At 63.5% G+C, this 23,700-nt stretch carries 24 protein-coding genes and 3 pseudogenes; 20 read left to right on the forward strand and 7 right to left on the reverse strand.

Annotated features, from left to right (window positions below; translation table 11 throughout):
• Positions 1-8 precede the first annotated feature (8 nt).
• Positions 9-1,028: a zinc-binding alcohol dehydrogenase family protein gene (locus tag NKJ90_RS01625; protein ID WP_023760804.1), complete on the forward strand. Its 1,020-nt coding sequence runs from the start codon at positions 9-11 to the stop codon at positions 1,026-1,028.
• Positions 1,029-1,354: 326 nt separating this feature from the next.
• Here the strand turns inward: NKJ90_RS01625 and phnF are convergent, their stop codons facing one another.
• The gene (gene phnF, locus NKJ90_RS01630; protein WP_023760805.1) at positions 1,355-2,104 is read right to left on the reverse strand and encodes a phosphonate metabolism transcriptional regulator PhnF; all 750 of its coding nucleotides are present in this window, start codon (positions 2,102-2,104) and stop codon (positions 1,355-1,357) included.
• Positions 2,105-2,225: 121 nt separating this feature from the next.
• On the opposite strand from phnF, the gene phnG reads away from it, so the two are divergent.
• From phnG to phnE (NKJ90_RS01690), 12 genes and pseudogenes are all read left to right on the forward strand, one after another.
• Positions 2,226-2,687 carry a phosphonate C-P lyase system protein PhnG gene (gene phnG, locus NKJ90_RS01635; protein ID WP_023760806.1) on the forward strand — a complete coding sequence of 154 codons (462 nt, stop codon included), beginning with the start codon at positions 2,226-2,228 and terminating at the stop codon, positions 2,685-2,687.
• On the forward strand, positions 2,687-3,298 hold the full coding sequence (gene phnH, locus NKJ90_RS01640; RefSeq protein ID WP_023760807.1) for a phosphonate C-P lyase system protein PhnH: 612 nt from the start codon (positions 2,687-2,689) through the stop codon (positions 3,296-3,298). Before phnG ends, phnH begins: the two co-directional genes overlap by 1 nt.
• A 1-nt stretch (position 3,299) precedes the next feature.
• Positions 3,300-4,412, forward strand: coding sequence for a carbon-phosphorus lyase complex subunit (locus NKJ90_RS01645; RefSeq protein ID WP_023760808.1), 1,113 nt, complete (start codon positions 3,300-3,302; stop codon positions 4,410-4,412).
• On the forward strand, positions 4,409-4,828 hold the full coding sequence (gene fosX, locus NKJ90_RS01650; RefSeq protein ID WP_023760809.1) for a FosX/FosE/FosI family fosfomycin resistance hydrolase: 420 nt from the start codon (positions 4,409-4,411) through the stop codon (positions 4,826-4,828). The genes NKJ90_RS01645 and fosX overlap by 4 nt, the downstream gene beginning before the upstream one ends.
• Positions 4,825-5,652 (forward strand): annotated as a pseudogene (locus tag NKJ90_RS01655) (alpha-D-ribose 1-methylphosphonate 5-phosphate C-P-lyase PhnJ); the annotation flags it as partial. The gene fosX and the pseudogene NKJ90_RS01655, both read left to right, overlap by 4 nt.
• Positions 5,653-5,789: 137 nt before the next feature.
• A complete protein-coding gene (phnK, locus tag NKJ90_RS01660) occupies positions 5,790-6,566 on the forward strand; it encodes a phosphonate C-P lyase system protein PhnK (RefSeq protein ID WP_023760811.1) in 777 nt (258 codons plus the stop codon).
• 322 nt (positions 6,567-6,888) lie between these two features.
• Positions 6,889-7,596, forward strand: a complete 708-nt coding sequence (gene phnL, locus NKJ90_RS01665) for a phosphonate C-P lyase system protein PhnL (protein ID WP_023760812.1) — start codon at positions 6,889-6,891, stop codon at positions 7,594-7,596.
• A complete protein-coding gene (locus tag NKJ90_RS01670) occupies positions 7,593-8,210 on the forward strand; it encodes a DapH/DapD/GlmU-related protein (protein WP_023760813.1) in 618 nt (205 codons plus the stop codon). Before phnL ends, NKJ90_RS01670 begins: the two co-directional genes overlap by 4 nt.
• A gap of 200 nt (positions 8,211-8,410) precedes the next feature.
• Positions 8,411-9,268 carry a phosphonate ABC transporter ATP-binding protein gene (gene phnC, locus NKJ90_RS01675; RefSeq protein WP_023760814.1) on the forward strand — a complete coding sequence of 286 codons (858 nt, stop codon included), beginning with the start codon at positions 8,411-8,413 and terminating at the stop codon, positions 9,266-9,268.
• Positions 9,269-9,360: 92 nt separating this feature from the next.
• Positions 9,361-10,269, forward strand: a complete 909-nt coding sequence (gene phnD / locus NKJ90_RS01680) for a phosphonate ABC transporter substrate-binding protein (RefSeq protein WP_023760815.1) — start codon at positions 9,361-9,363, stop codon at positions 10,267-10,269.
• Between the two features lie 56 nt (positions 10,270-10,325).
• Positions 10,326-11,282 carry a phosphonate ABC transporter, permease protein PhnE gene (phnE, locus tag NKJ90_RS01685; protein WP_023760816.1) on the forward strand — a complete coding sequence of 319 codons (957 nt, stop codon included), beginning with the start codon at positions 10,326-10,328 and terminating at the stop codon, positions 11,280-11,282.
• A complete protein-coding gene (gene phnE, locus NKJ90_RS01690) occupies positions 11,283-12,653 on the forward strand; it encodes a phosphonate ABC transporter, permease protein PhnE (RefSeq protein ID WP_023760817.1) in 1,371 nt (456 codons plus the stop codon).
• Between the two features lie 93 nt (positions 12,654-12,746).
• Here the strand turns inward: phnE (NKJ90_RS01690) and NKJ90_RS01695 are convergent, their stop codons facing one another.
• From NKJ90_RS01695 to NKJ90_RS01705, 3 genes are all read right to left on the reverse strand, one after another.
• A complete protein-coding gene (locus tag NKJ90_RS01695; RefSeq protein WP_023760818.1) occupies positions 12,747-13,598 on the reverse strand; it encodes a sugar phosphate isomerase/epimerase family protein in 852 nt (283 codons plus the stop codon).
• 39 nt (positions 13,599-13,637) lie between these two features.
• A complete protein-coding gene (locus NKJ90_RS01700; RefSeq protein ID WP_352485576.1) occupies positions 13,638-14,825 on the reverse strand; it encodes a Gfo/Idh/MocA family protein in 1,188 nt (395 codons plus the stop codon).
• A 144-nt stretch (positions 14,826-14,969) separates the two neighbouring features.
• Positions 14,970-16,025, reverse strand: a complete 1,056-nt coding sequence (locus tag NKJ90_RS01705; RefSeq protein ID WP_023760819.1) for a sugar phosphate isomerase/epimerase family protein — start codon at positions 16,023-16,025, stop codon at positions 14,970-14,972.
• Positions 16,026-16,406: 381 nt separating this feature from the next.
• On the opposite strand from NKJ90_RS01705, the gene NKJ90_RS01710 reads away from it, so the two are divergent.
• From NKJ90_RS01710 to NKJ90_RS01730, 5 genes are all read left to right on the forward strand, one after another.
• The gene (locus NKJ90_RS01710) at positions 16,407-17,294 is read left to right on the forward strand and encodes a sugar phosphate isomerase/epimerase family protein (protein WP_023760820.1); all 888 of its coding nucleotides are present in this window, start codon (positions 16,407-16,409) and stop codon (positions 17,292-17,294) included.
• A gap of 61 nt (positions 17,295-17,355) precedes the next feature.
• On the forward strand, positions 17,356-18,525 hold the full coding sequence (locus tag NKJ90_RS01715; protein WP_023760821.1) for a mandelate racemase/muconate lactonizing enzyme family protein: 1,170 nt from the start codon (positions 17,356-17,358) through the stop codon (positions 18,523-18,525).
• A 2-nt stretch (positions 18,526-18,527) separates the two neighbouring features.
• On the forward strand, positions 18,528-19,244 hold the full coding sequence (locus NKJ90_RS01720; protein ID WP_023760822.1) for a FadR/GntR family transcriptional regulator: 717 nt from the start codon (positions 18,528-18,530) through the stop codon (positions 19,242-19,244).
• Between the two features lie 5 nt (positions 19,245-19,249).
• Positions 19,250-20,230, forward strand: coding sequence for a hydroxyacid dehydrogenase (locus tag NKJ90_RS01725; RefSeq protein WP_023760823.1), 981 nt, complete (start codon positions 19,250-19,252; stop codon positions 20,228-20,230).
• A gap of 42 nt (positions 20,231-20,272) precedes the next feature.
• Positions 20,273-20,662 carry a hypothetical protein gene (locus NKJ90_RS01730; RefSeq protein WP_023760824.1) on the forward strand — a complete coding sequence of 130 codons (390 nt, stop codon included), beginning with the start codon at positions 20,273-20,275 and terminating at the stop codon, positions 20,660-20,662.
• An 18-nt stretch (positions 20,663-20,680) separates the two neighbouring features.
• Here the strand turns inward: NKJ90_RS01730 and NKJ90_RS01735 are convergent, their stop codons facing one another.
• Complete coding sequence (locus NKJ90_RS01735) at positions 20,681-21,976, reverse strand: amidase (protein ID WP_352485579.1); 1,296 nt, start codon at positions 21,974-21,976, stop codon at positions 20,681-20,683.
• A 113-nt stretch (positions 21,977-22,089) separates the two neighbouring features.
• Between NKJ90_RS01735 and NKJ90_RS01740 the strand changes: the two genes are divergently transcribed.
• Positions 22,090-22,437, forward strand: a complete 348-nt coding sequence (locus NKJ90_RS01740) for a GFA family protein (RefSeq protein ID WP_023760825.1) — start codon at positions 22,090-22,092, stop codon at positions 22,435-22,437.
• Between the two features lie 127 nt (positions 22,438-22,564).
• Here NKJ90_RS01740 and NKJ90_RS01745 read toward each other — a convergent pair whose 3' ends face one another.
• Complete coding sequence (locus tag NKJ90_RS01745) at positions 22,565-22,687, reverse strand: hypothetical protein (protein WP_023760826.1); 123 nt, start codon at positions 22,685-22,687, stop codon at positions 22,565-22,567.
• On the opposite strand from NKJ90_RS01745, the pseudogene NKJ90_RS01750 reads away from it, so the two are divergent.
• Positions 22,685-23,130, forward strand: a pseudogene (locus NKJ90_RS01750) (helix-turn-helix transcriptional regulator); the annotation flags it as partial. The gene NKJ90_RS01745 and the pseudogene NKJ90_RS01750 overlap by 3 nt on opposite strands.
• Positions 23,131-23,160: 30 nt before the next feature.
• Here NKJ90_RS01750 and NKJ90_RS01755 read toward each other — a convergent pair.
• Positions 23,161-23,694 (reverse strand): annotated as a pseudogene (locus NKJ90_RS01755) (ABC transporter ATP-binding protein); the annotation flags it as partial.
• Positions 23,695-23,700 lie beyond the last annotated feature (6 nt).

Genomic DNA, 23,700 nt, shown 5'->3' on the forward strand with positions numbered 1-23,700 from the left:
ATTGAAGCATGAAGGCCGTCGTCTGCCGTTCGCCCGGCGATCTTATCCTGGAAGACCGTCCGGCCCCCGGCGCGCCGCCTCCCGGCTGGGCGCTGGTGTCCGTCAGCCATGTCGGCATCTGCGGCACCGACTATCACATCTTCGAGGGCAAGCACCCGTTCCTCGCCTATCCCCGCATCATGGGCCATGAAGTATCGGGTACCGTGGTGGAGCCCGGGGAAGGTGTCGAACTGGCCGTTGGCGAACCGGTCGTCATCAACCCCTATCTTTCTTGCGGCAAGTGCATAGCCTGCCGGCACGGCAAGCCGAATTGCTGCGTCAGCATCGAGGTGCTCGGCGTGCATCGCGACGGCGCCATGTGCGAACGCATCCTGGTTCCGGCACAAAATCTCTATCCGGCCAACGGCCTGTCGCTGGCCGACGCCGCTGCCGTCGAATTCCTGGCCATCGGCGCGCATGCCGTGCGGCGTGCACGGGCCGATCCGGGTGGACGCACGCTGGTCATCGGCGCCGGCCCGATCGGGCTCGGCACCGCCATCTTCGCCCGCATCGCCGGCCTCCACGTGGCACTGCTCGACATGAGCAGTGAAAGGCTCGCCTTCGCCGAGAATGAGCTTGGGTTCCAGACCCTCGACGGTTCGCGCGGCGCGGTGCCCGACATGGTCAAGGAGGCGACATCAGGCGAAGGTTTCGATGTGGTCTTCGACGCCACCGGCAACGCCCAGTCCGTGCAGTCGGCCTTCGCCCATGTCGCGCATGGCGGGACACTGGTGCTGGTCAGCGTCGTCAAGGACGACATCAGCTTTTCCGATCCCGAATTCCACAAACGCGAGATGACGCTGATCGGCAGCCGCAACGCATTGCGCGCCGACTTCGATCATGTTGCCGCTTCGATCAGCAACGGCGCCGTTCCGCTGGCAAAACTCGTCACCCACCGCACCACGCTCGCGGCCACGCCGCGCGATCTCGCCCGCTGGGCGCATGAGAAATCCGGCCTGATCAAGGCTGTGATCGAGGTGGGAGCATAACTTAGCAGGCGGTGAACCCGGCCCGAATTGACGCGGCCCCGCGCAGATCGACCCCCACTCCGTCTCGGCTTCGCCGAGCCACCTCTCCCCCGATCGACGGGGTAGAGGAAGGTGCGAGCCTATTGCAGCCAACGCTCCTCAACCAGACTCCCTCCCTCTCCCGCCAGCGGGCTCCCTTCCTCTCCCTCCGGAGGGGGGAGAGGTGGCTCGGCGAAGCCGAGACGGAGTGGGGGAAGGCGGTCCTCAAACGCCAAGCCGCTGACAGGGGAGCGCGCGACCGATCAGCGCGAGTCAGAAGTCACGGTCTCGTATGAGGCCGCCACTCCCTACAGTGCCGACAGCTTCAACTCCACCCGTTCCGCCGGAAACCGGGACTCCGAAAACTGGATCGGCTGGCCGTCCGGCGTGACGTTGATAGCGACCGTAACCAGCACGATGGCGCCCGGTTGCAGGTCGAGGTCGGCAAGGTCCGCCGCATCGGCGTGGCGCGCCGATAGCACTGTCGATTGCCTGAGATAGTCGTCGATACCGAACCGGGCGAGCGATGCGGTGATCGAGCCGGTCTCCGCCATTGCAGCATCGATACCGGCAAAGCGCCGGGCATCGAACCAGCCGGCAGCGCGCGACACAGGCCGTCCGTCGGCTTCGCCGCGCGTTTCCAGGCGGATCACATCGGCTCCCTTGGCGAGCCCCAGCCCCTCGGCGACGCGCTGGCTGGCCGGCTCGACCGAGGACGCCAGCAGGACGATATGCCGTTCCGATGTCTGCCCTTGCAGGCCCGTTGAAAAGCGTGTGCGCGCACCGATGGGATAGGACAGCCGCCTGCGCGACAGCACGAAGGTGCCGCGCCCCTGCTCGGCCCGCAGCACCCCTTCCTGCACAAGGGCCGATATGGCGCTGCGCACGGTGTGGCGGTTGACGCCATAGCGCTCAGCCAGTGCCATCTCCGGCGGCAGCGCGGCGCTTTCTGCGAAATCGCCGACGGCGATCGCCTGCAGGATCTTCTCGGCGATCTGCCGCCACAGCGAGACGCCGCTGCGCCGCTCGATGCTGTCCGCTGCCAGCCGCCCGACCATTGATTGCCCCCAGTCTTCAAGTGCTTGTCATCCACCCGTCATGGACTCGCGCTAGATAATAGGTATAATTTGTATAATTGTCTATATCAATAGACAAATTTGGCGAAGAGGAATGTTGCTGATGCGAGGACAGGAAGCCCGCGACCAGGCCGAACGCAAGGCTGTCATGGCAACCCTGGCGCAATCCAGCGGCGACGACATCGTTCGGCTCTGGAACGAGGCCGGACTGCCTTCGGACGCAGAGTTGCTGCGCGGCCCCGAAACCGGCCTAGTCACCGTGCGCGGCCGCATCGGCGGTGGCGGCGCGCCCTTCAATGTCGGCGAGGCGACGGTCACCCGCGCCACCGTCCGGCTGCCGTCCGGACAGGTCGGCCATTGCTATGCGCTTGGCCGCGACAAGCAGAAGGCGAAGCTGGCGGCCATCGCCGACGCATTGTGGCAGGACCCGGCCTGCCGCGCCGAGGTCGAGACCGGGCTGATAGCGCCTCTGCGGTCGGCCCTGACCACGACGCATGAACGCCGCCGCGCCGAGACGGCGGCCACGAAGGTGGATTTCTTCACCATGGTTCGCGGAGAAGACTGATGGACATCGCAGCGCAATCGATCGAAGGCGGTTTCGCCGATCCGGTCTTCAATGCCCAGACTGTGTTCCGCGCGGTCATGGACGCAATGGCGCGGCCGGGCAGCATGCAGCCGCTGCCGGCCTTCGCCCGCCCGCCGGCGCCGCTCTCGGCGACCGCCGGTGCCATTGCGCTGGCGCTTTGCGACAACGACACTCCGCTGTGGCTCGACCCGGCTTTACAGGCTTCCACCGCCATCAAATCCTGGCTTGGTTTCCACACCGGCGCACCATTGGCCAACACGCCGGCCGATGCGCATTTTGCGTTGATCGCCACGCCGGCCGAGATGATGGCGCTCGACGGCTTTTCGCAAGGCACGCAGGATTATCCCGACCGTTCGACCACGCTGATCCTGCACGTCAGCGATCTCGTCTCCGGCACGCCATTGTTGCTCGAAGGTCCCGGCATCGAAACCAGCGCCACGATCGCGCCGGCGCAGATGCCGCGCCATTTCGTCGAACAGTGGAAGCAGAACATCAAGCGCTTCCCGCGCGGCGTCGACATCATCCTCGCCGCCGCTGATGGCATAGCCTGCCTGCCGCGCACGACGCGCGTCAAGACGATGGAGACGTAATATGTATGTCGCGGTAAAAGGCGGCGAAGCCGCAATTGCCAATGCCCACAGCCTGCTTGCCGACCGCCGGCGCGGCGACCGTTCGGTGCCGGCGCTTCGTCTCGATCAGATCGTCGAGCAGCTGGCGCTCGGCGTCGACCGGGTGATGAGTGAAGGCTCGCTCTACGACCGGGAATTGGCTGCACTCGCCATCGTCCAGGCGCGCGGCGACATGATCGAGGCAATCTTCCTGGTACGCGCCTATCGCACCACGCTGCCGCGCTTCGGCTACACCAAGCCCATCGACACCGCCGCCATGCTGGTCGAGCGGCGGGTATCGGCGACCTATAAGGACCTGCCCGGCGGCCAGTTGCTTGGGCCTACTTTCGATTACACCCACCGGCTGCTCGATCCCGAGCTTGCCGCCGGCGCCGACGTCGCCGAGCCGCTGCAGCGCGAGACCGAGGCGCAAGCCATGCCGCGCGTCTCGGCCATCCTTGCCCGCGAAGGCCTGATCGAGCCGGATGGCGACATGCCGCAGGATCACGTCCCCGGCGACATCACCCGCGAGCCGCTGGAGTTCCCGATGGCGCGCGACATTCGCCTGCAGGCGCTGTCGCGCGGCGACGAGGGCTTCCTGCTGGCGCTCGGCTATTCCACGCAGCGCGGCTATGCCCGCAACCATCCCTTTGTCGGCGAAATCCGCATCGGCGAGGTCGAGCTGGAGCTAGATGTGCCCGAATTGCCTTTTGCTGTCCCGCTCGGCACGGTGCGCATCACCGAATGCCAGATGGTCAACCAGTTCAAAGGGTCGGCGAAAGCGCCGCCGCAATTCACCCGCGGCTACGGCCTGGTCTTCGGCCAGAGCGAGCGCAAGGCGATGGCGATGGCGCTCTGCGACCGCGCGCTGCGCGCCAGCGAGTTGGGCGAGGATGTCGTCGCCGCTGCCCAGGATGAGGAGTTCGTCATCTCGCATTCCGACAACGTCCAGGCGACCGGCTTCGTCGAACATCTGAAGCTGCCGCACTATGTCGACTTTCAGGCCGAACTCGACCTCGTGCGCCGCATGCGCGCCGAATACGACGCCCGCGAAAACCCCGCCAAGGCCGAAGAGAAGCGGGAGGCCGCGGAATGATCGAAGGCCTCTCCCACATGACCTTCATCGTCCGCGATCTCGACCGGATGACCGAGATCCTCGAGGGCATACTCGACGCCCGAGAGGTCTATGCCAGCGGCGCCGAACAGTTCTCGCTGTCGCGCGAAAAGTTCTTCCTGATCGGCGACATCTGGATCGCCATTATGGAGGGCGAGCCCTTGCCGGAACGCAGCTACAACCACATCGCCTTCAAGATCGATGACGCCGATTTCGACCGCTACGCCGAGCGCGTCAAAACGCTTGGCCTCGACATGCGCCCGCCGCGCCCACGCGTCGAGGATGAAGGCCGCTCGATCTATTTCTACGACGACGACAACCACATGTTCGAACTGCACACAGGCACGCTCGCGGAGCGGCTGGCACGCTACGCCAAGGGACTGGAAGTCGCGCAATGACCGACATCGCAACCTACAACTTCGCCTATCTCGACGAACAGACCAAGCGGATGATCCGCCGCGCCATCCTCAAGGGCATCGCCATCCCAGGCTATCAGGTGCCGTTCGCCTCGCGCGAAATGCCGATGCCCTATGGCTGGGGCACCGGCGGCGTGCAGGTCACCGCCTCGATCATCGGCCCCGACGATGTGCTGAAGGTGATCGACCAGGGCGCCGACGACACCACCAATGCCGTCTCGATCCGCGCCTTCTTCAAGAAGGTCGCCAATGTCGCGGTGACCACCGACACAGCCAGCGCCACCATCATCCAGACCCGTCACCGCATCCCCGAGCATCCGCTGACTGCGGGCCAGGTGCTTGTCTACCAGGTGCCTATCCCCGAGCCGCTGCGCTTCCTTGAACCGCGAGAGACCGAAACGCGCAAGATGCATGCGCTGGAGGAATACGGCCTCATGCATGTCAAGCTCTACGAGGACATCGCCAAGCACGGCCGCATCGCCACCACCTATGCCTATCCGGTCAAGGTCGAGGGCCGCTATGTGATGGACCCGTCGCCGACGCCTAAGTTCGACAATCCCAAGATGCACCGCTCGCCGGCCCTGCAGCTGTTCGGCGCCGGCCGCGAAAAGCGCATCTATGCGGTGCCGCCCTTCACCGAAGTGGTCAGCCTCGACTTCGAGGATCATCCGTTCGAGGTGCAGACCTTCGACCAGCCCTGCGCGCTGTGCGCGGCCGAGAATGTCTATCTCGACGAGGTCATCCTCGACGACCATGGCGGCCACATGTTCGTCTGCTCCGACACCGACCACTGCGAGAAGCGGCGCAACGCCCCTACCTCCCCCTTGTGGGGAGGTCGCGCCGAAGGCGCGGGTGGGGGGCTTGACCAATCCACACTCCACTCAGCCCCCACCCCGGCGCTGCGCGCCGACCCTCCCCACAAGGGGGAGGGTAAGGAGAAGCAATGACCGACGAACCGCTGCTGCGCGTCTCGGCGCTGTCCAAATTCTACGGCTCGCGCGTCGGCTGCGACAACGTCTCCTTCGACCTGTGGCCGGGCGAAGTCCTGGCTGTCGTCGGTGAGTCCGGCTCCGGCAAGACGACATTGCTCAACTGCCTGTCGACGCGGCTGCTGCCGAGTTCCGGTACCGCCAGCTACCGCATGCGCGACGGCCAGTTCCGCGAGCTTTATCGCATGAGCGAGGCCGAGCGCCGCTTCCTGATGCGCACCGACTGGGGTTTCGTCCATCAGAACCCTGCCGACGGCCTGCGCATGACGGTGTCGGCCGGCGCCAATGTCGGCGAACGGCTGATGGCTGTCGGCGACCGCCACTACGGCAAGATCCGCGCCACCGCCGTCGACTGGCTGTCGCGCGTCGAGATCGACGAGGACCGCATCGACGACGAGCCGCGCGCCTTCTCCGGCGGCATGCGCCAGCGCCTGCAGATCGCTCGCAACCTCGTCACCGGCCCACGGCTAGTGTTCATGGACGAGCCGACCGGCGGCCTCGACGTCTCGGTTCAGGCACGCCTGCTCGACCTGCTGCGCGGTCTGGTCACCGATCTCGGCCTGGCGGCAATCGTCGTCACCCATGACCTCGCGGTAGCGCGGCTGTTGTCGCAGCGCATGATGGTGATGAAGGACGGCCGCGTCGTCGAAAGCGGTCTCACCGACCGCGTGCTCGACGACCCGCGCGCGCCCTACACCCAGTTGCTCGTTTCCTCGATTCTACAGGTTTGACGATGAAGTCTCAAAGTGCGTGTTCGCGAAACCTTAGCGCGAGGCACCCCCCTCTGGCCTGCCGGCCATCTCCCCCGCAAGGAGGGAGATCGGCTGTCCCTGCTGCTTTCACCAATTACCAAGGCTGCAAGAAAAGCGCTGCGGGTGAAACTGCCAATCTCCACCCTTCCGGGGGAGATGTCCGGCAGGACAGAGGGGGGTGCCTCGCGCCGACACCTCGCAACCACCCGCTTCGAGATTTCACCGTTATTCCGCACGTGCAATTGCATTGGCCAGAGGGGGGTGTTGGCCCGCAAACGAATGACGATGGGAGCACCTTCTGATGGCCACCCCGCTTGTTGTCTCGGACGTCGCCAAGAGCTTCACCATGCATCTGCGCGACGGCATCAAACTGCCGGTGATCGCCGGTGTCTCGTTCTCGATCAGGGCGGGCGAATGCACCGTGCTCGGCGGCCCGTCCGGTGCCGGCAAGAGCTCGATCCTGAAGATGCTCTACGGCAACTATGCCGTCGATGAAGGCCAGATCATCGTCACGCATGACGACGGACTGATCGACCTTGCCACCGCCAGCCCGCGCACCGTGCTTGCCGTGCGCCGGCAAACGATCGGCTATGTCAGCCAGTTCCTGCGCACCGTGCCGCGCGTCTCGGCGCTCGATGTCGTCGCCGAACCGCTGGTCGAGCGCGGCGAGGACCGCGAGATTGCCCGCGACAAGGCACGCGGCTTGCTGGCGCAACTCAACCTGCCGGAAAAACTCTGGGCATTGCCGCCGGCGACCTTCTCCGGCGGCGAGCAGCAGCGCGTCAACATCGCGCGCGGCTTCATCACCGAGCACCCGATCCTGCTGCTCGACGAGCCGACCGCCTCGCTCGATGCCAGGAACCGCGACGTCGTGATCGAACTCATCGCCGCCAAGAAAGCGGCTGATGTCGCCCTGCTCGGCATCTTCCATGACCACGACGTGCGCGAGGCGGTTGCCGACCGCATCATCGACGTTACCGCTTTCGCTCCCGGAAAAGTCGCCGCATGACCAGGAAATTATCGGGGACACCGCTGGTCCACCCGACGGCGGAGGTGCAGAACTCGACGCTCGGCCGCTGGACCGAGATCGCCGACCGCAGCCGGGTGTTGGAGAGCGAACTCGGCGACTATTCCTACATGATGCAGGATTGCGCTGTCTGGTGCGCCACGATCGGCAAGTTTTCCAACATCGCGGCAAGCGTGCGCATCAACGCCACCAACCACCCGACTTGGCGGCCGACACTGCATCACTTCACCTATCGCGCCTCGGATTATTGGGACGACGCCGAACACGAGAGCGAGTTCTTCGCCCAGCGCCGCGCCAAACGCGTCACCATCGGCCACGACACCTGGCTCGGCCATGGCTCGACTATCCTGCCCGGCGTCACAGTCGGCGACGGTGCGGCGGTCGGTGCCGGCGCTGTCGTCTCGAAGGATGTCGCCCCCTACACCATCGTCGCCGGCGTGCCGGCAAAACCGATCCGTGAGCGCTTCGACCGCCGAACCGCCGAACGCTACCAGGCGCTTGCCTGGTGGGACTGGGATCATGCCAGGCTGCGCGCTTCGCTCGACGATTTCCGGGAACTATCGGCCGAGGCCTTCCTGGAAAAATACGAAGGATAATTCTTCACATCATCGTCATGGCAGCCGCATGGCAGGACCTGTTCGATGCCTCCACTGCGAGGAACTGCAGGTCTTGGGCCGACCGTAACTCCACGCCTGTGGAGCGTAACAAAACTGACATCATCGCGACACGGCAGGTTCATGTGGCTGCGTTAGGCGAGTGCCTGACGATCAATATGGTCCGGACTGGAACCTGCCCCATGTCAGTAACCTCTGCCACGCTCGAAATCCGCGGTGTCACCCGACGATTTGGCAAGAACACCGCCGTCAGCGACATCAACATCGCGATCCCGCAGGGTCAGATGGTTGGCATTATCGGTCGTTCGGGCGCCGGCAAATCAACCCTTCTTCGCATGATCAACCGCCTCATCGATCCCAGCCAGGGGTCGATTTTTTTTGACGGCGCCGAGGTCTCCCAGTTGAGCGGCTCGCCGCTGCGGCGCTGGCAACGCGACTGCGCCATGATCTTCCAGCAGTTCAACCTGGTGCCGCGCCTCGACGTGCTGACCAATGTGCTGCTCGGCAAGCTGAACCACCGTTCGACCATGTCAAACCTGTTCGGCATGTTCTCTCGCGCCGAATGCGCCGAGGCGGTCGCGGCACTCGAGCGGCTCGACATTGCCCGTACAGCGCTGCAGCCCGCCGGCACTTTGTCGGGCGGGCAGCAGCAGCGCGTCGCCATTGCCCGCGCCATGATGCAGCAGCCCAGGGTTATCCTCGCAGACGAGCCGATCGCTTCGCTCGATCCACTCAACGCCAAGGTGGTGATGGACTCGCTGCAGGACATCAATTTGCGCGAAGGCATCACCGTCGTCACCAATCTGCACACGCTGGACACCGCCCGCACCTATTGCAACCGCATTGTCGGCATGGCCGCCGGCAAGGTCGTTTTCGACGGGCCGCCGGAAGAGCTCAACCGCGAAGCCGTGCGCCTCGTCTACGGCGCAGACAACAATGGCCAGGAAATCTCAGAGGCCATCACCTCGACCAGCGTTGCCTTCAGCCGAAAGATCGCCGCATCCGCCGGACCGCTCGAGCCCGCATTCCCGGGATACTGAGAGCGGTTGGGATCGCCAGCCCACGTCAAGGGCACCTGTCAAAATCGATAACGCTGCCGGCGCGGGGCCGGAACCTACAGGAGAGATATCCAATGTTCAGGAAGATGGTTTTTAGCGCCGTTTCGGTGCTCGCCATGGCGACCAGCATGGCCCACGCGGCCGATATGAAGGAATTTCGCGTCGGCATTCTCGGCGGCGAAAACGAAACCGACCGGCTGCGCAACTACCAGTGCCTCGCCGACCATTTGAAGACCGAATTCGGCTTCGAAAAGGTCTCGCTGTTCCCCGCCGCCGATTATGATGGCGTGATCCAGGGCCTGCTCGGTGGCACGCTCGACTTCGCCGAGCTCGGCGCTTCCGGCTATGCCAGTGTCGCTCTAAAGGACCCGAAGGCAGTCACCCCGATCCTCACCACCCAGCAGACCGACGGCGCCACAGGCTACTATTCGATCGGCCTCGCCCTGAAATCCTCCGGCATCACCGACATCAAGTCGGCCAAGGGCAAGAAGCTTGGTTACGCCGATCCGGATTCGACCTCCGGCTATCTAATCCCGCTGACCCAAATTCCGAAGGACACCGGCGCTTCGAACGAAACCTTCTTCGCTTCGACTCAGTTCAATGGCGGCCACGAGAACAACGTTCTGGCCGTGCGTGACGGCAAGGTCGACGTGGCGGTGGACGATTCGTCCGGCATTGGCCACTTCAAGGACGGCTACACCTCCGGCACCTTCCACAAGGAAGTCGCCAAGGGCGCCGTCGATCCCAACGACTTCGTTGAAGTCTGGCGCTCCGGCCTGATCCCGAACGGCCCGCTGGTCGTGCGCACCGCGCTCGGCAAAGAAATGACCGCCAAGCTCACCGACTTCTTCACGCAGCTGCCCAAGAAGGACAAGGCCTGCTTCGAAGGCGTCGAAGGCGGCGACTTTACCGGCTACGTTCCGGTGAAGGCAGACTTCTACAAAGTCATCATCGAAGCCCGTAAGGCAGCCATTGGCGGCTAATGGCAAAATCAGGAAGGGCGGCGTTAGCAAACGCCGCCCTTCTTGCATGTCCGATCATGACCCTTTCCGAGACAGCCCCTTCCGGCGCCACTCACCAGATGGCCGACGCCTGGCGTCGCCAGACATCGTTGCGCCGGCTTTACACCGCCATCGGCTTCGGCCTGCTTCTTGTCGGGCTCGGCGGCACCATGTGGTTCGCCGACGAGGCCAATGCCGGGCATTTCTTCGACCGGCTGCCGCATTTGCTGGATTTTCTGAGCTGGCTCGTTCCCAAGGACTGGAACGATGTCTGGCGGGCGATGTTCGACATCGCTTCCCCGCATGACACCGGCACACAGGAATTCAACTTTCCGCTGGGCCGCGCTTATGTCTGGGGCAGCTTCTATATTCCCGAATATTTCGAGCTGATGCTGACCACGCTCAACGTGGCGCTGGTCTCGACCTTCGTCGGCTTCCTCTTTGCAGTGCCGTTTTCCTTCATCGCGGCGCGCAATCTGACGCCGCATCCGGTGCTGCGGCTGATCGTCAAGCGCTTCATGGAGTTGCTGCGCGCCTTCCCGGAGATCGTCATCGCCGGCTTGTTCGCGGCCATCGTCTCGATCGGCCCGATCGCCGCCATCATCGCCATCGGCCTGCATTCGATCGGCGCGCTGGGCAAGCTGTTTTACGAGATAAACGAGAACATCGACATGCGACCCGAGGAAGGCCTGCGAGCCGTCGGCGCCAATTGGTTCGAGCGGGTGCGCTTTGCCGGCCTGCCGCAGGTGCTGCCCAACTTCATGTCCTACACGCTGCTGCGTGTTGAAATAAACGTCCGCATTTCCACCATTATGGGCGCGGTCGGCGGCGGCGGCATCGGTGAGGAACTGAAGCTGTCCATCTCGCGAGGCTTCGGCGCCAAGACGATAGCTCTCGTGCTGCTCCTGTTCACGACGATCTTCATCGTCGACCAGTTCTCCGCCTGGTTGCGTCGCAAGCTGGTCGGCGAACAGGCTTTTGCTGTGGGTTCGTAAATGACGACGACCATGACCGCCGATGAAATCCGGTCGATCGAGGAACGCTTTCCGCAGGTATTCAAGCGGCCATTCCAAAAACGCTTCGGGCCGCTGCTGTTGCTTGGCGGCACCTTTTTCTATCTCCTCTACGCACTGTGGTTCTTCAACCTGCCGCAAGTCATGCGGGAATCGCACTGGGAGCGCCTGCCGCTGTTCCTGACTCAATGGATCAGCTACGATGTGCAGCCGATCTTCCGGCTCGATGAACCGCAGATCACCGCCAAATACCCGCGCTTCTCGGTGCTCGGCCCGAATCCCAGCCCGGACTGGGTCAAGGCCAATCCCGATGGTTCGGTAACGATCCTGATCGACGGCACAGCCAAGTCGGTCACCTTCAACAAGACGCAAGCCACAATCATTGCCAATGATGAAACCGTTGCGGTCGGGCTAAGCACCGGCAGGCCGCTGATCTCCGGACCGGTTCCCGGCTGGATCACAGCGCATGAAGATGAGGTCGTGGCCGACATGGGCTTCGCCGGCGAGGTCCGCGTCGCCGCTGACCGCGTCAGGATACGCAAGCGTTTTCTCGGCTGGGCAAACTTCGTCTTCGACACCCGCTCGCCTTTCTTCGGCAAGTCGGCAGGCGAAGTCGCCTCGATGATCGTCTCCGGACCGGAACTGAAACCGGGCACGTCCAACCTGGCGCTGGCCGGCGACAACATCTGGAACAACGCCCAGTGGCAGCATGGCGATGTCTGGACGAAACTCTTGCAGACCATCGTCATGGCTTTTCTCGGCACCTTGCTTGGCGGCATCGTCGCCTTCCCGCTCGCCTTCTTCGCCGCCCGCAACATCACGCCCAGCCGGCTGGTCAACCAGGTGCTCAAGCGCTTCTTCGACTTCATGCGCTCCATCGACATGCTGATCTGGGCACTGTTCTTCACCCGCGCCTTCGGGCCGGGACCACTGGCGGGCAGTGCAGCCGTTTTCTTCACCGAGATCGGCACGCTCGGCAAAACCTATTCCGAGGCGCTGGAGAACATCGACGACAAGCCGCGCGAAGGCGTCGTCTCGACCGGGGCCAACGGCCTTTTGGTGCAGCGCTACGGCGTGTTGCCGGAAGTGGTGCCGGTTTTCATCAGCCAGACGCTCTACCAGTGGGAATCCAACACCCGCGGCGCGACAATCATCGGCGCCGTCGGCGCCGGCGGCATCGGCCTGAAACTATGGGAAGCGATGCGCACCAATTCCAACTGGGCCAACGTCTTCTACATGGTGCTGCTGATCCTGCTCGTGGTCTTCATCTTCGACAACATTTCCAACTTCCTGCGCCGCCGGCTGAGCCAGACCATCCACGACTACAACAGGATCCAGGCCGAGCAGGGGTAGCCTTGTGACGCAGAAGCCCAATCATCGTCTCGCCTCGCGCCTAGGATCGTCGACGCAGGTCTTCTTCGCGTGACTGTCGCCAGATCAGGGTGCCTAAGCCGCTCGTTTCCACCCGTTCCTGATGTGCTTGTAGCCATCGCGATAGACCGCCTCCGGCGTCTCGGAAAAATCGCGCCATACCTTGGTCGCCGCCGCCAAATCCTTCAGCGAGCGCCCGAACGCCTCGATCGTCAGCCAGTCGTCATAGCCGCTCTTGCGGATGGCGGAAAAAGTTTCCTTCCAGGGAATGTTGCCGCGGCCCGGCACACCGCGATCGTTTTCCGAGATATGGATATGCACGACATTCCGGCGGTGTTTTGCATAGGCGCCGATCGGGTCGGTCTCCTCGATATTGGCGTGGAAGGTGTCATACATCGCCTTGACGTGCGGCCGGTCGATGGCGTCGATATGTTCCGACAGGTCCGCCATCGTGTTGAGCAGATAGCATTCGAAACGGTTGAGCGCCTCAAGACCGATAGTGACGCCATTCTTGCCGGCATGGTCGCCGATCGCGCGTTGCGAGGCGACGGAACGCTTCTTCTCTGCAGCCGTCGGCCCTGAGCCGGAAAAGGCGCCGAGCGTCGAATGCAGCGGGCCACTCAGCGTGTCCGCGCCAAGCGATTGCGCGCAGTCGATCGCCCATTTCATGTAGCTGACACCGGCCTTGCGCGTTGCGGCATCGGCCGAGATCAAATTCATCGCCGGATCGCCGATGGCTGAAACCGCGGTCCGCTCCAGCCCGATACGGTCGAGCAGATCGCCGAGTTTCTTATAGTCATCGGGCGCGCCGGCGAAGATCGGTATTTCGACGCCATCGAAGCCGGTCGCCTTGATATCCTTGAGCAACGGTTCGTGTTTCTTCGATACGGCCGTCGTCCACAAGAACATGCACATGCCGATCTTCATCGACGCCTCTCCCCCATCAATTCTCCCGCGAGGTCGGAGCTATAGCTTCGTCCACGCCCCATTCTTCTTCGACGACTTCACACAGGCCTCGATGAAGGCCATGCCTTCGACGCCGTCCTGAACGGTTGGAAAGACGACATCCTTTGCCGGCTTGCCGCCCTTGCGGCGCGCCGCGCGGATGGCGCGCGCGGCCTCCTGGTAGATGTTGGCGAAACCTTCGAGATAGCCCTCGGGATGACCTGGCGGCACGCGACTGACACGGCCTGCTACCGGCAGCGCGCCGGCGCCATTGCGGGTGAGCAACTGCTTGGGCTGGCCAAACGGCGTGTACCAGAGATAGTTCGGGTCCGCCTGCACCCATTCCAGCCCGCCCTTGGAGCCATAGATGCGCAGCTTCAGCCCGTTCTCATGGCCGGGCGCCACCTGGCTGGCCCAGATCATGCCCTTGGCCGGGTGCGTCTTGCCGGCCGGTTTGAAGCGCAGCATGACATTGACGTTGTCATCTAGCAGCCGGCCCGGCACGAAGGCGTCGAGATCGGCTGAAAGGGAATCCAGCTCCAACCCGGAAACGAAGCGGGCGAGATTGTAGGCATGCGTGCCGATATCGCCCAGGGCGCCGCCGGCGCCTGCCTGTTTCGGATCGCCGCGCCACGCCGCCTGCTTCTGGCCTGTGGCCGCAAGGTCCTCGGTCAGCCAGTCCTGCGGATATTCGGACTGCACGATGCGGATGTCGCCGAGCAGGCCCTTGGCGACCATTTCGCGCGCCTGCCGCACCATCGGATAGGCGGTGTAGTTGTGGGTCAGCACGAACACCTTGCCAGTCTTCTCGACTATCGCCGCGAGCTTCTTGGCTTCGGCCAGCGTCGTCGCCAGCGGCTTGTCGCATATGACGTGGATACCGGCCTCCAGGAAGGCCTTGGCCGCCGGCACATGAACATTGTTGGGCGTGACGACGGCCACCGCCTCGATGCCGTCGGACCGCTTGGCCTCGGCCTTGGCCATTTCGGCATACGACGCGTAACTGCGATCGGGGTCGAGCCCGAGTTCGGCGGCAGAGGCTTTTGCACGCGCCGGGTCGGATGACAAAGCGCCGGCGACCAACACGAAGTCATTATCCAGGCGCGCCGCGATCCGGTGCACCGCGCCGATGAAGGCACCTTGCCCGCCGCCAACCATGCCATAGCGGATCGGGCCGCCTCCCGTTTCCGACTTCGATGCGGCGACCATGTCTTTCTCCCTCGTGTTGCTCACCCCCTTGAAGGGAGGTCGATCCGCGCGCGGATCGGGTGGGTTTGCCGGGCATAGAACTCGGCATGAACCGACCCACCCGGCCCTTCGGCCACCCTCCCCTCAAGGGGGAGAGTATGTCCTTTAAATTCCCATCATGGCCCGCAGCACCTTCTTGTCAGTGGTGCCGCCAGCGAAATCGTCGAACGCCTTTTCCGTCACCCGTATGATGTGGTGCTGGATGAAGGGGGCGCCCTCGGCCGCGCCATCTTCCGGATGTTTCAAGCAGCACTCCCACTCCAGCACCGCCCAGGAATCATAGCCATATTGGGTGAGCTTGGAAAAGATGCCGCCGAAATCCACCTGTCCGTCGCCCAGCGAACGGAAGCGGCCGGCTCGGTTGGTCCAACTCTGATAGCCGGAATAGACGCCTTGCCGGCCGGTCGGATTGAACTCGGCGTCCTTGACGTGGAACGCCTTGATGCGCTCGTGATAGATGTCGATGAATTCGAGATAGTCGAGTTGCTGGAGCAGGAAGTGCGACGGATCGTAATTGATGTTGCAGCGTCTGTGGCCGCCGACCGCGTCGAGGAACATCTCGAAGGTCGCACCGTCGAATACGTCCTCGCCCGGATGAATTTCGTAACCGACGTCGACGCCATTGTCCTCATAGACATCGAGGATCGGCTTCCAGCGCTTGCCGAGTTCGGCGAATGCTTCCTCGATCAGCCCGGCCGGCCGTTGCGGCCAAGGGTAAAGGTAAGGAAAGGCCAATGCTCCGGAGAAGCTCACCGAAGCCCCAAGGGCGAGATTCTTCGAGGCCTTGGCGCCGAACGTCATCTGCTCGACCGCCCACTGCTGCCGCGCTTTGGGATTGTTGTGCACCGAAGCCGGTGCAAAACCGTCGAACTGCGCGTCATAGGCCGGATGCACCGCCACCAATTGCCCCTGCAGATGGGTCGATAGTTCGGTGATCTCGACGCCGGCGTCCGCGCAGATGCCCTTAACTTCGTCGCAATAGGTCTTGGATGAGGCCGCCTTCTCGAGATCGAACAGCCGCGCGTCCCAAGTGGGGATCTGTACGCCCTTGTAGCCGAGACCGGCCGCCCATTTGGTGATCGATGCCAGTGAATTGAACGGCGCGGCATCGCCCGCGAATTGTGCCAGAAACAGTCCAGGGCCCTTCATTGTCGTCGGCATCGGCAATCTCCTCAATTTGTCCCGCGACCGAGCATAGCGCCGATTGGAAGCAGGGCCAGCCACTTTGGTCTTTTTCACATCGGCGCATTGTGTACGCCATAATTCTGGTATTACCAAAAGCGGGAATTTGGTCAAGTCTCGCAATGCGCTATGGAAGCCCTCCCGACGTGGAAAGCAGGGGCATATACATCAATGTAATCAACGAAATAATGGGCTAGCACCGCCAGTCTTCTTGCCGTCCAGAAGAAATTGCTGTAGACCTCGTTTCAGACCCAATTGGTCGAACCAGTTTGTGAAAAATGGCTGGGGATGGCCTGGGGAGGAACCCATGCGTCGCCTTTAGCGACGCACGTCGCAGGCGATTTTTGGGAAGGACAGACGATGCATCTTTCGACGCACAACTGGATGCGCGCGGAACCGTTGGAGACGACGCTCAAGCGCATCAAGAAATTCGGCTACGAGTCGATCGAGATTTCCGGCGAGCCGGAGCAGTACAAGACCAAGGAGACCCGGGCGCTGCTGAAGGAGCATGGCATCCGCTGCTGGGGTGCGGTGACCTTGATGTTGGGCGAGCGCAATCTCGCTGCCAGGAACCAGGGCCAGCGCGAGCGTTCCGTTCAGTATGTCAAGGACGTGCTGACGATGGTCAGCGAGCTCGACGGCGAGATCATCACGCTTGTTCCGGCGACAGTCGGCAAGGTCGTTCCTGACGGCACCGAGGAAGAGGAATGGAAGTGGGTTGTCGACGCCACTCGTGAATGCTTCGCCCACGCCAAGAAAGTCGGCGTCAAGATTGCGGTCGAGCCGCTCAACCGCTTTGAAACCTATCTGTTCAATCGCGGCGCCCAGGCGCTGGCGCTGGCCGATGCAGTCAGTCCCGAGTGCGGCGTCTGCCTGGATGCCTACCACATCCATATGGAGGAATTTAATGTCTATGACGCGATCCGGCAGGCAGGAAAGCGCCTGTTCGATTTCCACGTCGCCGACAACAACCGCTTCGCCGCCGGCCTCGGCCAGATCGACTGGCCGAAGATCGTCGCCACCTTGCGGGAGATCGGCTACGACGGCGCGCTGACCAACGAATTCGTCGCTCCTGTCGACCGCACGCCGGCTGCCCCTTATCCCGACATGGTCGAGCGCAATCCGGTCGACATCTCGCCGGAACAGCTGAAGTTCATCCAGGATCACGGCTCGAGCGTGCTCACGGAAAAATTCTACACCGACCAGATGCGCATCAACGCCGAAACGTTGCTGCCGCTGATCAAGTAGCCGACTACCTCTGGGAAATTCGCCTTTCCGCCCTGACCGGGCGGCAGGGTTGGGGAAGAATATGCGCATCAAGACCGTCCTAGCCTGGTGGGTCCGCGTCCCGATCGAAGCCGCTCGGCAACACCGCAGCGATTTCGGCCAGGTGACGACCTTCGACGCCGCCATCCTGCGCATCGAGACCGATGACGGACTGGTCGGCTGGGGTGAAGGCAAGAACGCCGCCGGCAGCGCCGGCAGCTATGGCGCCCTGGTCCACATGCTGAACTGTGAGGTCGGGCCGCAATTGATCGGCCGCGATCCGGCCGATATCGGTGTGATCTGGGAAATGCTCTACAATGGCGTGCGCCACGATAGCGCCGCCCGCGCTGGCCACGCCATGCCGCAACTGGCGCGGCGCGGCATGAGCATCGCCGCCATCAGCGCCGTCGACATCGCGCTGTGGGACATTCTGGGCAAATCGCTTGGGGTTCCAGTTTGGCGGCTGCTGGGTGGCCGCAAGCTCGACCGCATGCCGGCCTACGCATCAGGCGGCTGGGCGGCGACCGACGCCATCGGCGAGCAGTTGAAATCGTATATCGCCAGAGGCGGTTTCAAGGCGCTGAAGATGCGGGTTGGTGCCATGGACGGCGCAGCACACGTGTCTGCCGCCCGTGTCCATGCCGCACGGCAGGCGCTCGGCCCCGATATCGAGTTGATGGTCGACGCACATGGCACCTACACCGTGGCCGAAGCCAAGCGCTTCATCCACCTCGTCAACGACCTCGACCTCGCCTGGTTCGAGGAGCCTGTTATTGCCGATGACAAGCCCGGCATGGCTGAAGTGCGGGCATCGGGCGCGGTTCCGATCGCGACTGGCGAAAGCGAAGCGACCCGCTATGCTTTTCGCGACCTCGCCATGCTCAAGGCCGCCGACATCTTTCAGCCCGACCCTGCTTTCTGCGGCGGCATCAGCGAGGCGATGAAGATCGGCACCATCGCCAGTGCCTTCAACCTGCGCTTTGCGCCGCATCTGTGGGCAGGTGCGCCCTGCTTCTTCGCCGGGCTGCATGTCTGCGCTGCCTCGCCGTCGAGTTTCACCGTCGAATATTCGCTCGGCGCGAACCCGATGATCCACGATCTGATCGAGGAGACTGTCGAAGCCAAGGACGGTATGATAGCGATCCCCGAAAGGCCGGGTCTGGGATTCACGATTTCGGAGCGATTCCTGGAGGCGCACGCGCAACGCGATTGAAGATGAAAGAAAAGAACCTTCTTGCGGAACTCGCCGCCTACCTGTTCTCCCATTCGGACAAGGAGACCGGCCGAACGCCGTCGGAACGCGAACTGGCGGAGCATTTCGGCGTCAGCCGCGGCCAGATCCGCGAGGCGCTCGCCATCCTCGAGGCCATGCGCATCGTCGAGCGCCGCGCCAAGTCCGGCATCTATATCGACACCAAGCAGGCCAGCGTCGAAGCCATGGCGCTTTTTGCGCGCGCCGGCCTGCCGCTCGACCCGATCCAGATCTACGAGACGGTCGAACTGCGCAAGATCCACGAGATCAAGGCGGCCGAGCTAGCCTGTTCGCGCGCCACCGAGGAGAATTTCGAGCGACTGCGCGAAATCCTGAAAGCTTCGGAAAAGCGCATCGCGGCGGGCGAAGGCCTCGCCAAGGAGGACCGCGAATTCCACCTCGAGATCGTGCGTGCCACCAAGAACAGCGTCTTCCACAATGTCTGCAGCGTCTACTACATGATGGGCGAACAGCGCCTGCCAATCTATTTCAACGATCTGGAGCGCAGCGTGCGCTCGCACGCCGAGCACATCCAGATCTATGAGGCGCTGCTGCGCCGCGACGGCAATCTCGCCCAGGCGCTGATGAGCGCCCATCTGCAGGGCGCCGAGAGCTATTGGAAGGGGCTGATCGAGGGCCATGGCGAGCAACCGCAAAGCCCGGCGCTCGAAAAAGCCTGATCGACATGGCCCGCATCCTCACGACACACCCGCTACATCAGCGCGCCTCGGCCATGCTGGCCGGCGCCGGCGAACTCGTCGTCGCTTCTGCCATCGATCCAGCCACGCTGGCCGCCGAGGCGAGGAATGCCGACATCGTCATCGTCCGCGCGCCGCTGCCGCCGGCGCTGTTCGAGGGCGCCTGGAAGCTGCGGGCGGCGATCCGCCATGGCGCCGGGCTCGACATGATCCCGATGGAAGCTGCGACAGCCGCCGGCGTGCTGGTGGCGAACGTGCCGGCGGTCAACGCGCGCTCGGTGGCGGAACACGTCATGTTCGTGGCCCTTGCCTTGCTGCGCAACTTCCGCGTCGTCGACCGCGACCTGCGGGCAAGAGGTTGGCTCGCCGGCCGCGAGCACGCCAACGCCAACAGCGAACTCGCCGGCAAGACGATCGGCATCGTCGGCCTTGGTGCCGTCGGCCAGGCTGTCGGCCACATTGCGGCGCACGGTTTCGACCTGAATGTGGTGGCAACGACGCGCAGCATGCAGCCGGCGCCGGAGAAGGTCGGCTTCCTGTCGATCGATGCCCTGGTCGAGCAGAGCGACATCATCGTTCTGTGCTGCCCGCTGACGCCGGAGACGCGCGGCTTGATCAACCGCGAGCGGATCGCGCGCATGAAGCCGCATGCGTTGCTGATCAACGTCTCGCGCGGACCGGTCGTCGACGACGACGCACTGATCGAAGCCTTGCGGAAGCGCCGGATTGGCGGCGCTGCGCTCGATGTCTTTACGACGCAGCCGCTGCCGTCAAATCATCCTTATTTCAGCTTCGACAATGTCATCATCACTCCGCATATGGCCGGCATCACCGAGGAGTCGATGATGCGGATGGGCATTGGCGCGGCGGGCGAAGCCTTGCTGGTGCTGGCGGGCAAATTGCCGGTCAACCTGCGCAACCCCGAAGTGGTCGATCACTACCGGCGGCGGTTTCCGGCCGACAGCTGAAGCATCGCGGTTTCGCCCCAATTCTCGGAGACGCTGAGAACTATGTTCGGCCTTCGCCTCAAATGTCTGACCGTTGCCGCGTCTTCACTCTGCGTCTTGCCGTCATTTGCGGAGGCCCAGAGCAGCTACGTCTATTGCGATAACGGGCTGCGCTGCTTCAAGGCGCCGTGCCCATCGAGCAGCGCGCTTGACCTTGGCACCGGCACGATCGTCAAGGGCGTGGCGATCGACCCCAGCGGATTGCCGCAGGCCGACAAGGCGATAACGGATCTCTCCGACGCGCTTTATGCCGGAAAGATCGTCGTCAGGGGATCGATCGAGCAACGCACCCAGACCGTCACCGGCAAGGAATACACCCTCCCCTGGCTGGTCGCGACCCGCATCGTACGGACCGCCAAGGATAGTGAACGCAAGCACTGTTCGTCGCACTGATCGTCGGTCCAGCTCCGGTCACGAGCCAAGCAGCGACTCAATTTCAGCAGCAATCCGCAACAGACGCCGGTCATGGCCGCTGCGCGCCGCAAGCATCAATCCGGCAGGCAGCGCCGTGCGCGGCATAGGCAGCGAGATCGCGCAGAGGTCGAACTGGTTGGCGACCTGTGTGTTGCGCAGCAGCAGGCCTTCGATGCGGTCGCGCAGTTCGGCATCTCCGGCCATCGAAGCGATGGTCGGCGCCATCACAGGTGTGGTCGGCAAGACCAGCACATCGAGCGATGCCAGCCGCTCATCCATGGCGGCGGCGAGCGCTGCACGACGGCGTATCGCCCTGATATAGACAGGCGTCGGCAGCATTGCTGCCCGTGACAGAGGCCCGCTGACGTGCGGGTCGACAGGCACCGACGCTCCCGTCGCCAACCAGTCGGCATGCACTTCGGCACCCTCCATCGCTGCGATCGAACCGCGCTTGGTGGCCGCGCGCATCTCTCCAAGCAGATCGTCGATCGGCAGGTCTGCGACCTGCGTGCCTGCCTGCTCGATCTTGCCAAGGTAGTGGTCAAACGCGGTCGTCACCTCGCCTTCCGTCTCTTCGAAAAGAATGCCGCGCGGGATGCCAATACGAAGCCCCCTAAGAGCAATCTGCGCCAGCGCGGTCGGTATCTCGCCGGCCATCACGGCGTCGGCAGCGGCACACTGAGCGACGGTTCTGGCAAGCGGCCCGATCGAGTCCAACGTGGCGGACAACGGGAAGGCACCGGTCAGCGGCACACGCCGCGCCGTCGGCTTGAAGCCGACCACGCCATTGAGCGATGCCGGAATGCGTACCGAACCACCGGTGTCGGAACCGATCGATATCTCGCTCGTCGCCTCACCGACGGAAACGCCGGCGCCCGAGGAGGATCCGCCGGGTATGCGGCTGGCGTCAACGGCATTGCCGGGCGTGCCAAAATGCTGGTTGTCACCGATCGCGGTGAACGCGAATTCGGTCATGTTGGTCTTGCCGATTATGACAGCGCCGGCCTGCCGCAGCCGGCTGACGATCGCGGCGTCGAGCAGTGCAGGCGCGGCGGTCTTGCGCATCAGCGAACCGGCCGTGGTCGCTTCGCCGGCGACATCGAACAGATCCTTGATCGAGACAATGGTGCCGTCGAGCGGTCCGAGCTTCACCCCCGCCCGCTTGCGGGCATCGCTGGCGTCAGCCGCCGCTCGTGCGACTTCCGCATAAACCTTGGTGAACACGCGCTCTTCACCGGCACGGGCGGCAAGGCGCGCGAGGATGATTTCCAGATGATCCCGGACTGATTGCATTTCGGTGTCGGACTCCAGACGCCTCGAACGTCCTTAGTGCAGCGGCATGGCTTGCCGAGACTTAACCCGGCGCGGACGGTTTTGCACCCCTGCCGAACGGAAGGAAGACACCGATGCTCTATAAGGGTAGCTGTCACTGCGGAAAGGTCACGCTTGAATTCAAGGCCAAACTGACCGGGGCCGTGCGGTGCAATTGCTCGATATGCGCGCGCAAAGGCGCCCTCTTGTGCGCCATCCCGCACGAAACCTTGCAGGTGCTGGCTTGGGGCGACGATCTCGGCACCTACACATTCGGCAACCATGCCATCGCGCACCGCTTCTGTCGCACTTGCGGCATCCATCCCTTTGCAGAGGATGTCCGTGAAGACGGTGACCGCAATGCCTACGTCAACATCAACTGCGTCGCAAATCTCGATCCCTCTACCCTGTCGATATTCGACTTCGACGGGCGCGCTGTCTGAACCCGCCGCCGGCGCCTTGTGTCAACGGCAGCTTTGCCGCCGCCATCAGAACGGCAGCGGCTCGAAACCGTGATGGTTATCGGGCCGATGCGCGGCGTCGGGGAGGCTTGGTCCTGGCAATAGGAAGCTATTCGGCGCGTTTCGGACCGCGCAGGAACACCACGACGGCCGCCAGCAGTGTCGCCGCGCCGCAATAGGCGAAGGCAGTGGCCACGCCGGCATGGTCGACCAGCAGGCCGCCAAAGAGCACGTCGGCTCCGGCGGCATCCTGGCGCGGCTGGCCGACGTGCTTGCCGCCACGGTGATCCGCTCATGGGTCGAACGCGGCTGCCGTGATGGATCGCCGCAGTCAGGGACCGCGAAATCGGCCGCGTGCTGGCCGCCATCCATCTCGAGCCGAACCACGGCTGGACGGTTGAGTCCCTGGCCCGGATGATGGGCGCCTCGCGATCGGGATTTGCCGAGCGCTTCGCCACCGTCGTTGGAGGAACGCCGGCAAAATATGTCACCCAGGTCAGGCTGCATCAGGCGAGACAATGGCTGATCCGCGACCGGATGAAAATCTCCGTCGTTGCCGGGCGTCTCGGTTACGAATCGGATGCCGCCTTCAGCCGCGCCTTCAAACGCGTCATCGGCTCGGCGCCCGGCCACCTTCGCGCCGAGGAACAGACTGCTATCCGCCAGGCCGGCTGAGCTGCCTCCAACACCCGCTCCAGCTGGAGTTCACACAGCGTGCCGCAAGCTGACGCCGCTGCCCTTATCGAACAGCACCACCTTGTCCGGGTTCCAGGCGAAACGCACCGATTGCTCGATCGCAACATCGGTCCTGGCCGGCGGCGAGCCAACGAAGCTCGCCACATAGGTATCGCGCGGATTGTTGTAGATCTCGTGCGGCGTACCCGTCTGCACGATGCGGCCATGGTTGAGCACGCCGACCTTGTCGCCCATCGACATCGCCTCGATCTGGTCATGGGTGACGAACAGGAACGTGGCGCCGAGCTGCATCTGCAGGTTCTTCAGTTCCGTGCGCAGCGCCTCGCGCAGCTTGGCGTCAAGCGCCGACAGCGGCTCGTCCATCAAGAACACGCGTGGCTTGCGCACGATGGCGCGGCCGATCGATACGCGCTGCATCTCACCGCCTGACAGCTTGTCGGTCTTGCGGTCGAGCAGATGCTCAATCCGCAGCGTTCGGGCGGCACGGTCGACGCGATCCTTGATCTCGGCGTCAGGTCCTCCGGTCAAGCCGGAGGATGACGGCGTGAG

The organism is Mesorhizobium sp. M0051 (genome assembly GCF_040323235.1).
Lineage (GTDB): Bacteria > Pseudomonadota > Alphaproteobacteria > Rhizobiales > Rhizobiaceae > Mesorhizobium.

Excerpts from the sequence above, each read along its gene's own strand:
- phnE (WP_023760817.1), top strand. The coding sequence starts at position 11,283 with ATGACGACGACCATGACCGCCGATGAAATCCGGTCGATCGAGGAACGC.
- phnC (WP_023760814.1), top strand. The coding sequence starts at position 8,411 with ATGTCAGTAACCTCTGCCACGCTCGAAATCCGCGGTGTCACCCGACGA.
- NKJ90_RS01625 (WP_023760804.1), top strand. The coding sequence starts at position 9 with ATGAAGGCCGTCGTCTGCCGTTCGCCCGGCGATCTTATCCTGGAAGAC.
- phnH (WP_023760807.1), top strand. The coding sequence starts at position 2,687 with ATGGACATCGCAGCGCAATCGATCGAAGGCGGTTTCGCCGATCCGGTC.
- phnF (WP_023760805.1), bottom strand. The coding sequence starts at position 2,104 with ATGGTCGGGCGGCTGGCAGCGGACAGCATCGAGCGGCGCAGCGGCGTC.
- fosX (WP_023760809.1), top strand. The coding sequence starts at position 4,409 with ATGATCGAAGGCCTCTCCCACATGACCTTCATCGTCCGCGATCTCGAC.
- NKJ90_RS01740 (WP_023760825.1), top strand. The coding sequence starts at position 22,090 with ATGCTCTATAAGGGTAGCTGTCACTGCGGAAAGGTCACGCTTGAATTC.
- NKJ90_RS01710 (WP_023760820.1), top strand. The coding sequence starts at position 16,407 with ATGCATCTTTCGACGCACAACTGGATGCGCGCGGAACCGTTGGAGACG.
- NKJ90_RS01705 (WP_023760819.1), bottom strand. The coding sequence starts at position 16,025 with ATGCCGACGACAATGAAGGGCCCTGGACTGTTTCTGGCACAATTCGCG.
- phnG (WP_023760806.1), top strand. The coding sequence starts at position 2,226 with ATGCGAGGACAGGAAGCCCGCGACCAGGCCGAACGCAAGGCTGTCATG.
- phnE (WP_023760816.1), top strand. The coding sequence starts at position 10,326 with ATGACCCTTTCCGAGACAGCCCCTTCCGGCGCCACTCACCAGATGGCC.
- NKJ90_RS01730 (WP_023760824.1), top strand. The coding sequence starts at position 20,273 with ATGTTCGGCCTTCGCCTCAAATGTCTGACCGTTGCCGCGTCTTCACTC.
- NKJ90_RS01735 (WP_352485579.1), bottom strand. The coding sequence starts at position 21,976 with ATGCAATCAGTCCGGGATCATCTGGAAATCATCCTCGCGCGCCTTGCC.
- NKJ90_RS01720 (WP_023760822.1), top strand. The coding sequence starts at position 18,528 with ATGAAAGAAAAGAACCTTCTTGCGGAACTCGCCGCCTACCTGTTCTCC.
- phnK (WP_023760811.1), top strand. The coding sequence starts at position 5,790 with ATGACCGACGAACCGCTGCTGCGCGTCTCGGCGCTGTCCAAATTCTAC.
- phnL (WP_023760812.1), top strand. The coding sequence starts at position 6,889 with ATGGCCACCCCGCTTGTTGTCTCGGACGTCGCCAAGAGCTTCACCATG.
- NKJ90_RS01695 (WP_023760818.1), bottom strand. The coding sequence starts at position 13,598 with ATGAAGATCGGCATGTGCATGTTCTTGTGGACGACGGCCGTATCGAAG.
- NKJ90_RS01725 (WP_023760823.1), top strand. The coding sequence starts at position 19,250 with ATGGCCCGCATCCTCACGACACACCCGCTACATCAGCGCGCCTCGGCC.
- NKJ90_RS01670 (WP_023760813.1), top strand. The coding sequence starts at position 7,593 with ATGACCAGGAAATTATCGGGGACACCGCTGGTCCACCCGACGGCGGAG.
- phnD (WP_023760815.1), top strand. The coding sequence starts at position 9,361 with ATGTTCAGGAAGATGGTTTTTAGCGCCGTTTCGGTGCTCGCCATGGCG.
- NKJ90_RS01700 (WP_352485576.1), bottom strand. The coding sequence starts at position 14,825 with ATGGTCGCCGCATCGAAGTCGGAAACGGGAGGCGGCCCGATCCGCTAT.
- NKJ90_RS01645 (WP_023760808.1), top strand. The coding sequence starts at position 3,300 with ATGTATGTCGCGGTAAAAGGCGGCGAAGCCGCAATTGCCAATGCCCAC.
- NKJ90_RS01715 (WP_023760821.1), top strand. The coding sequence starts at position 17,356 with ATGCGCATCAAGACCGTCCTAGCCTGGTGGGTCCGCGTCCCGATCGAA.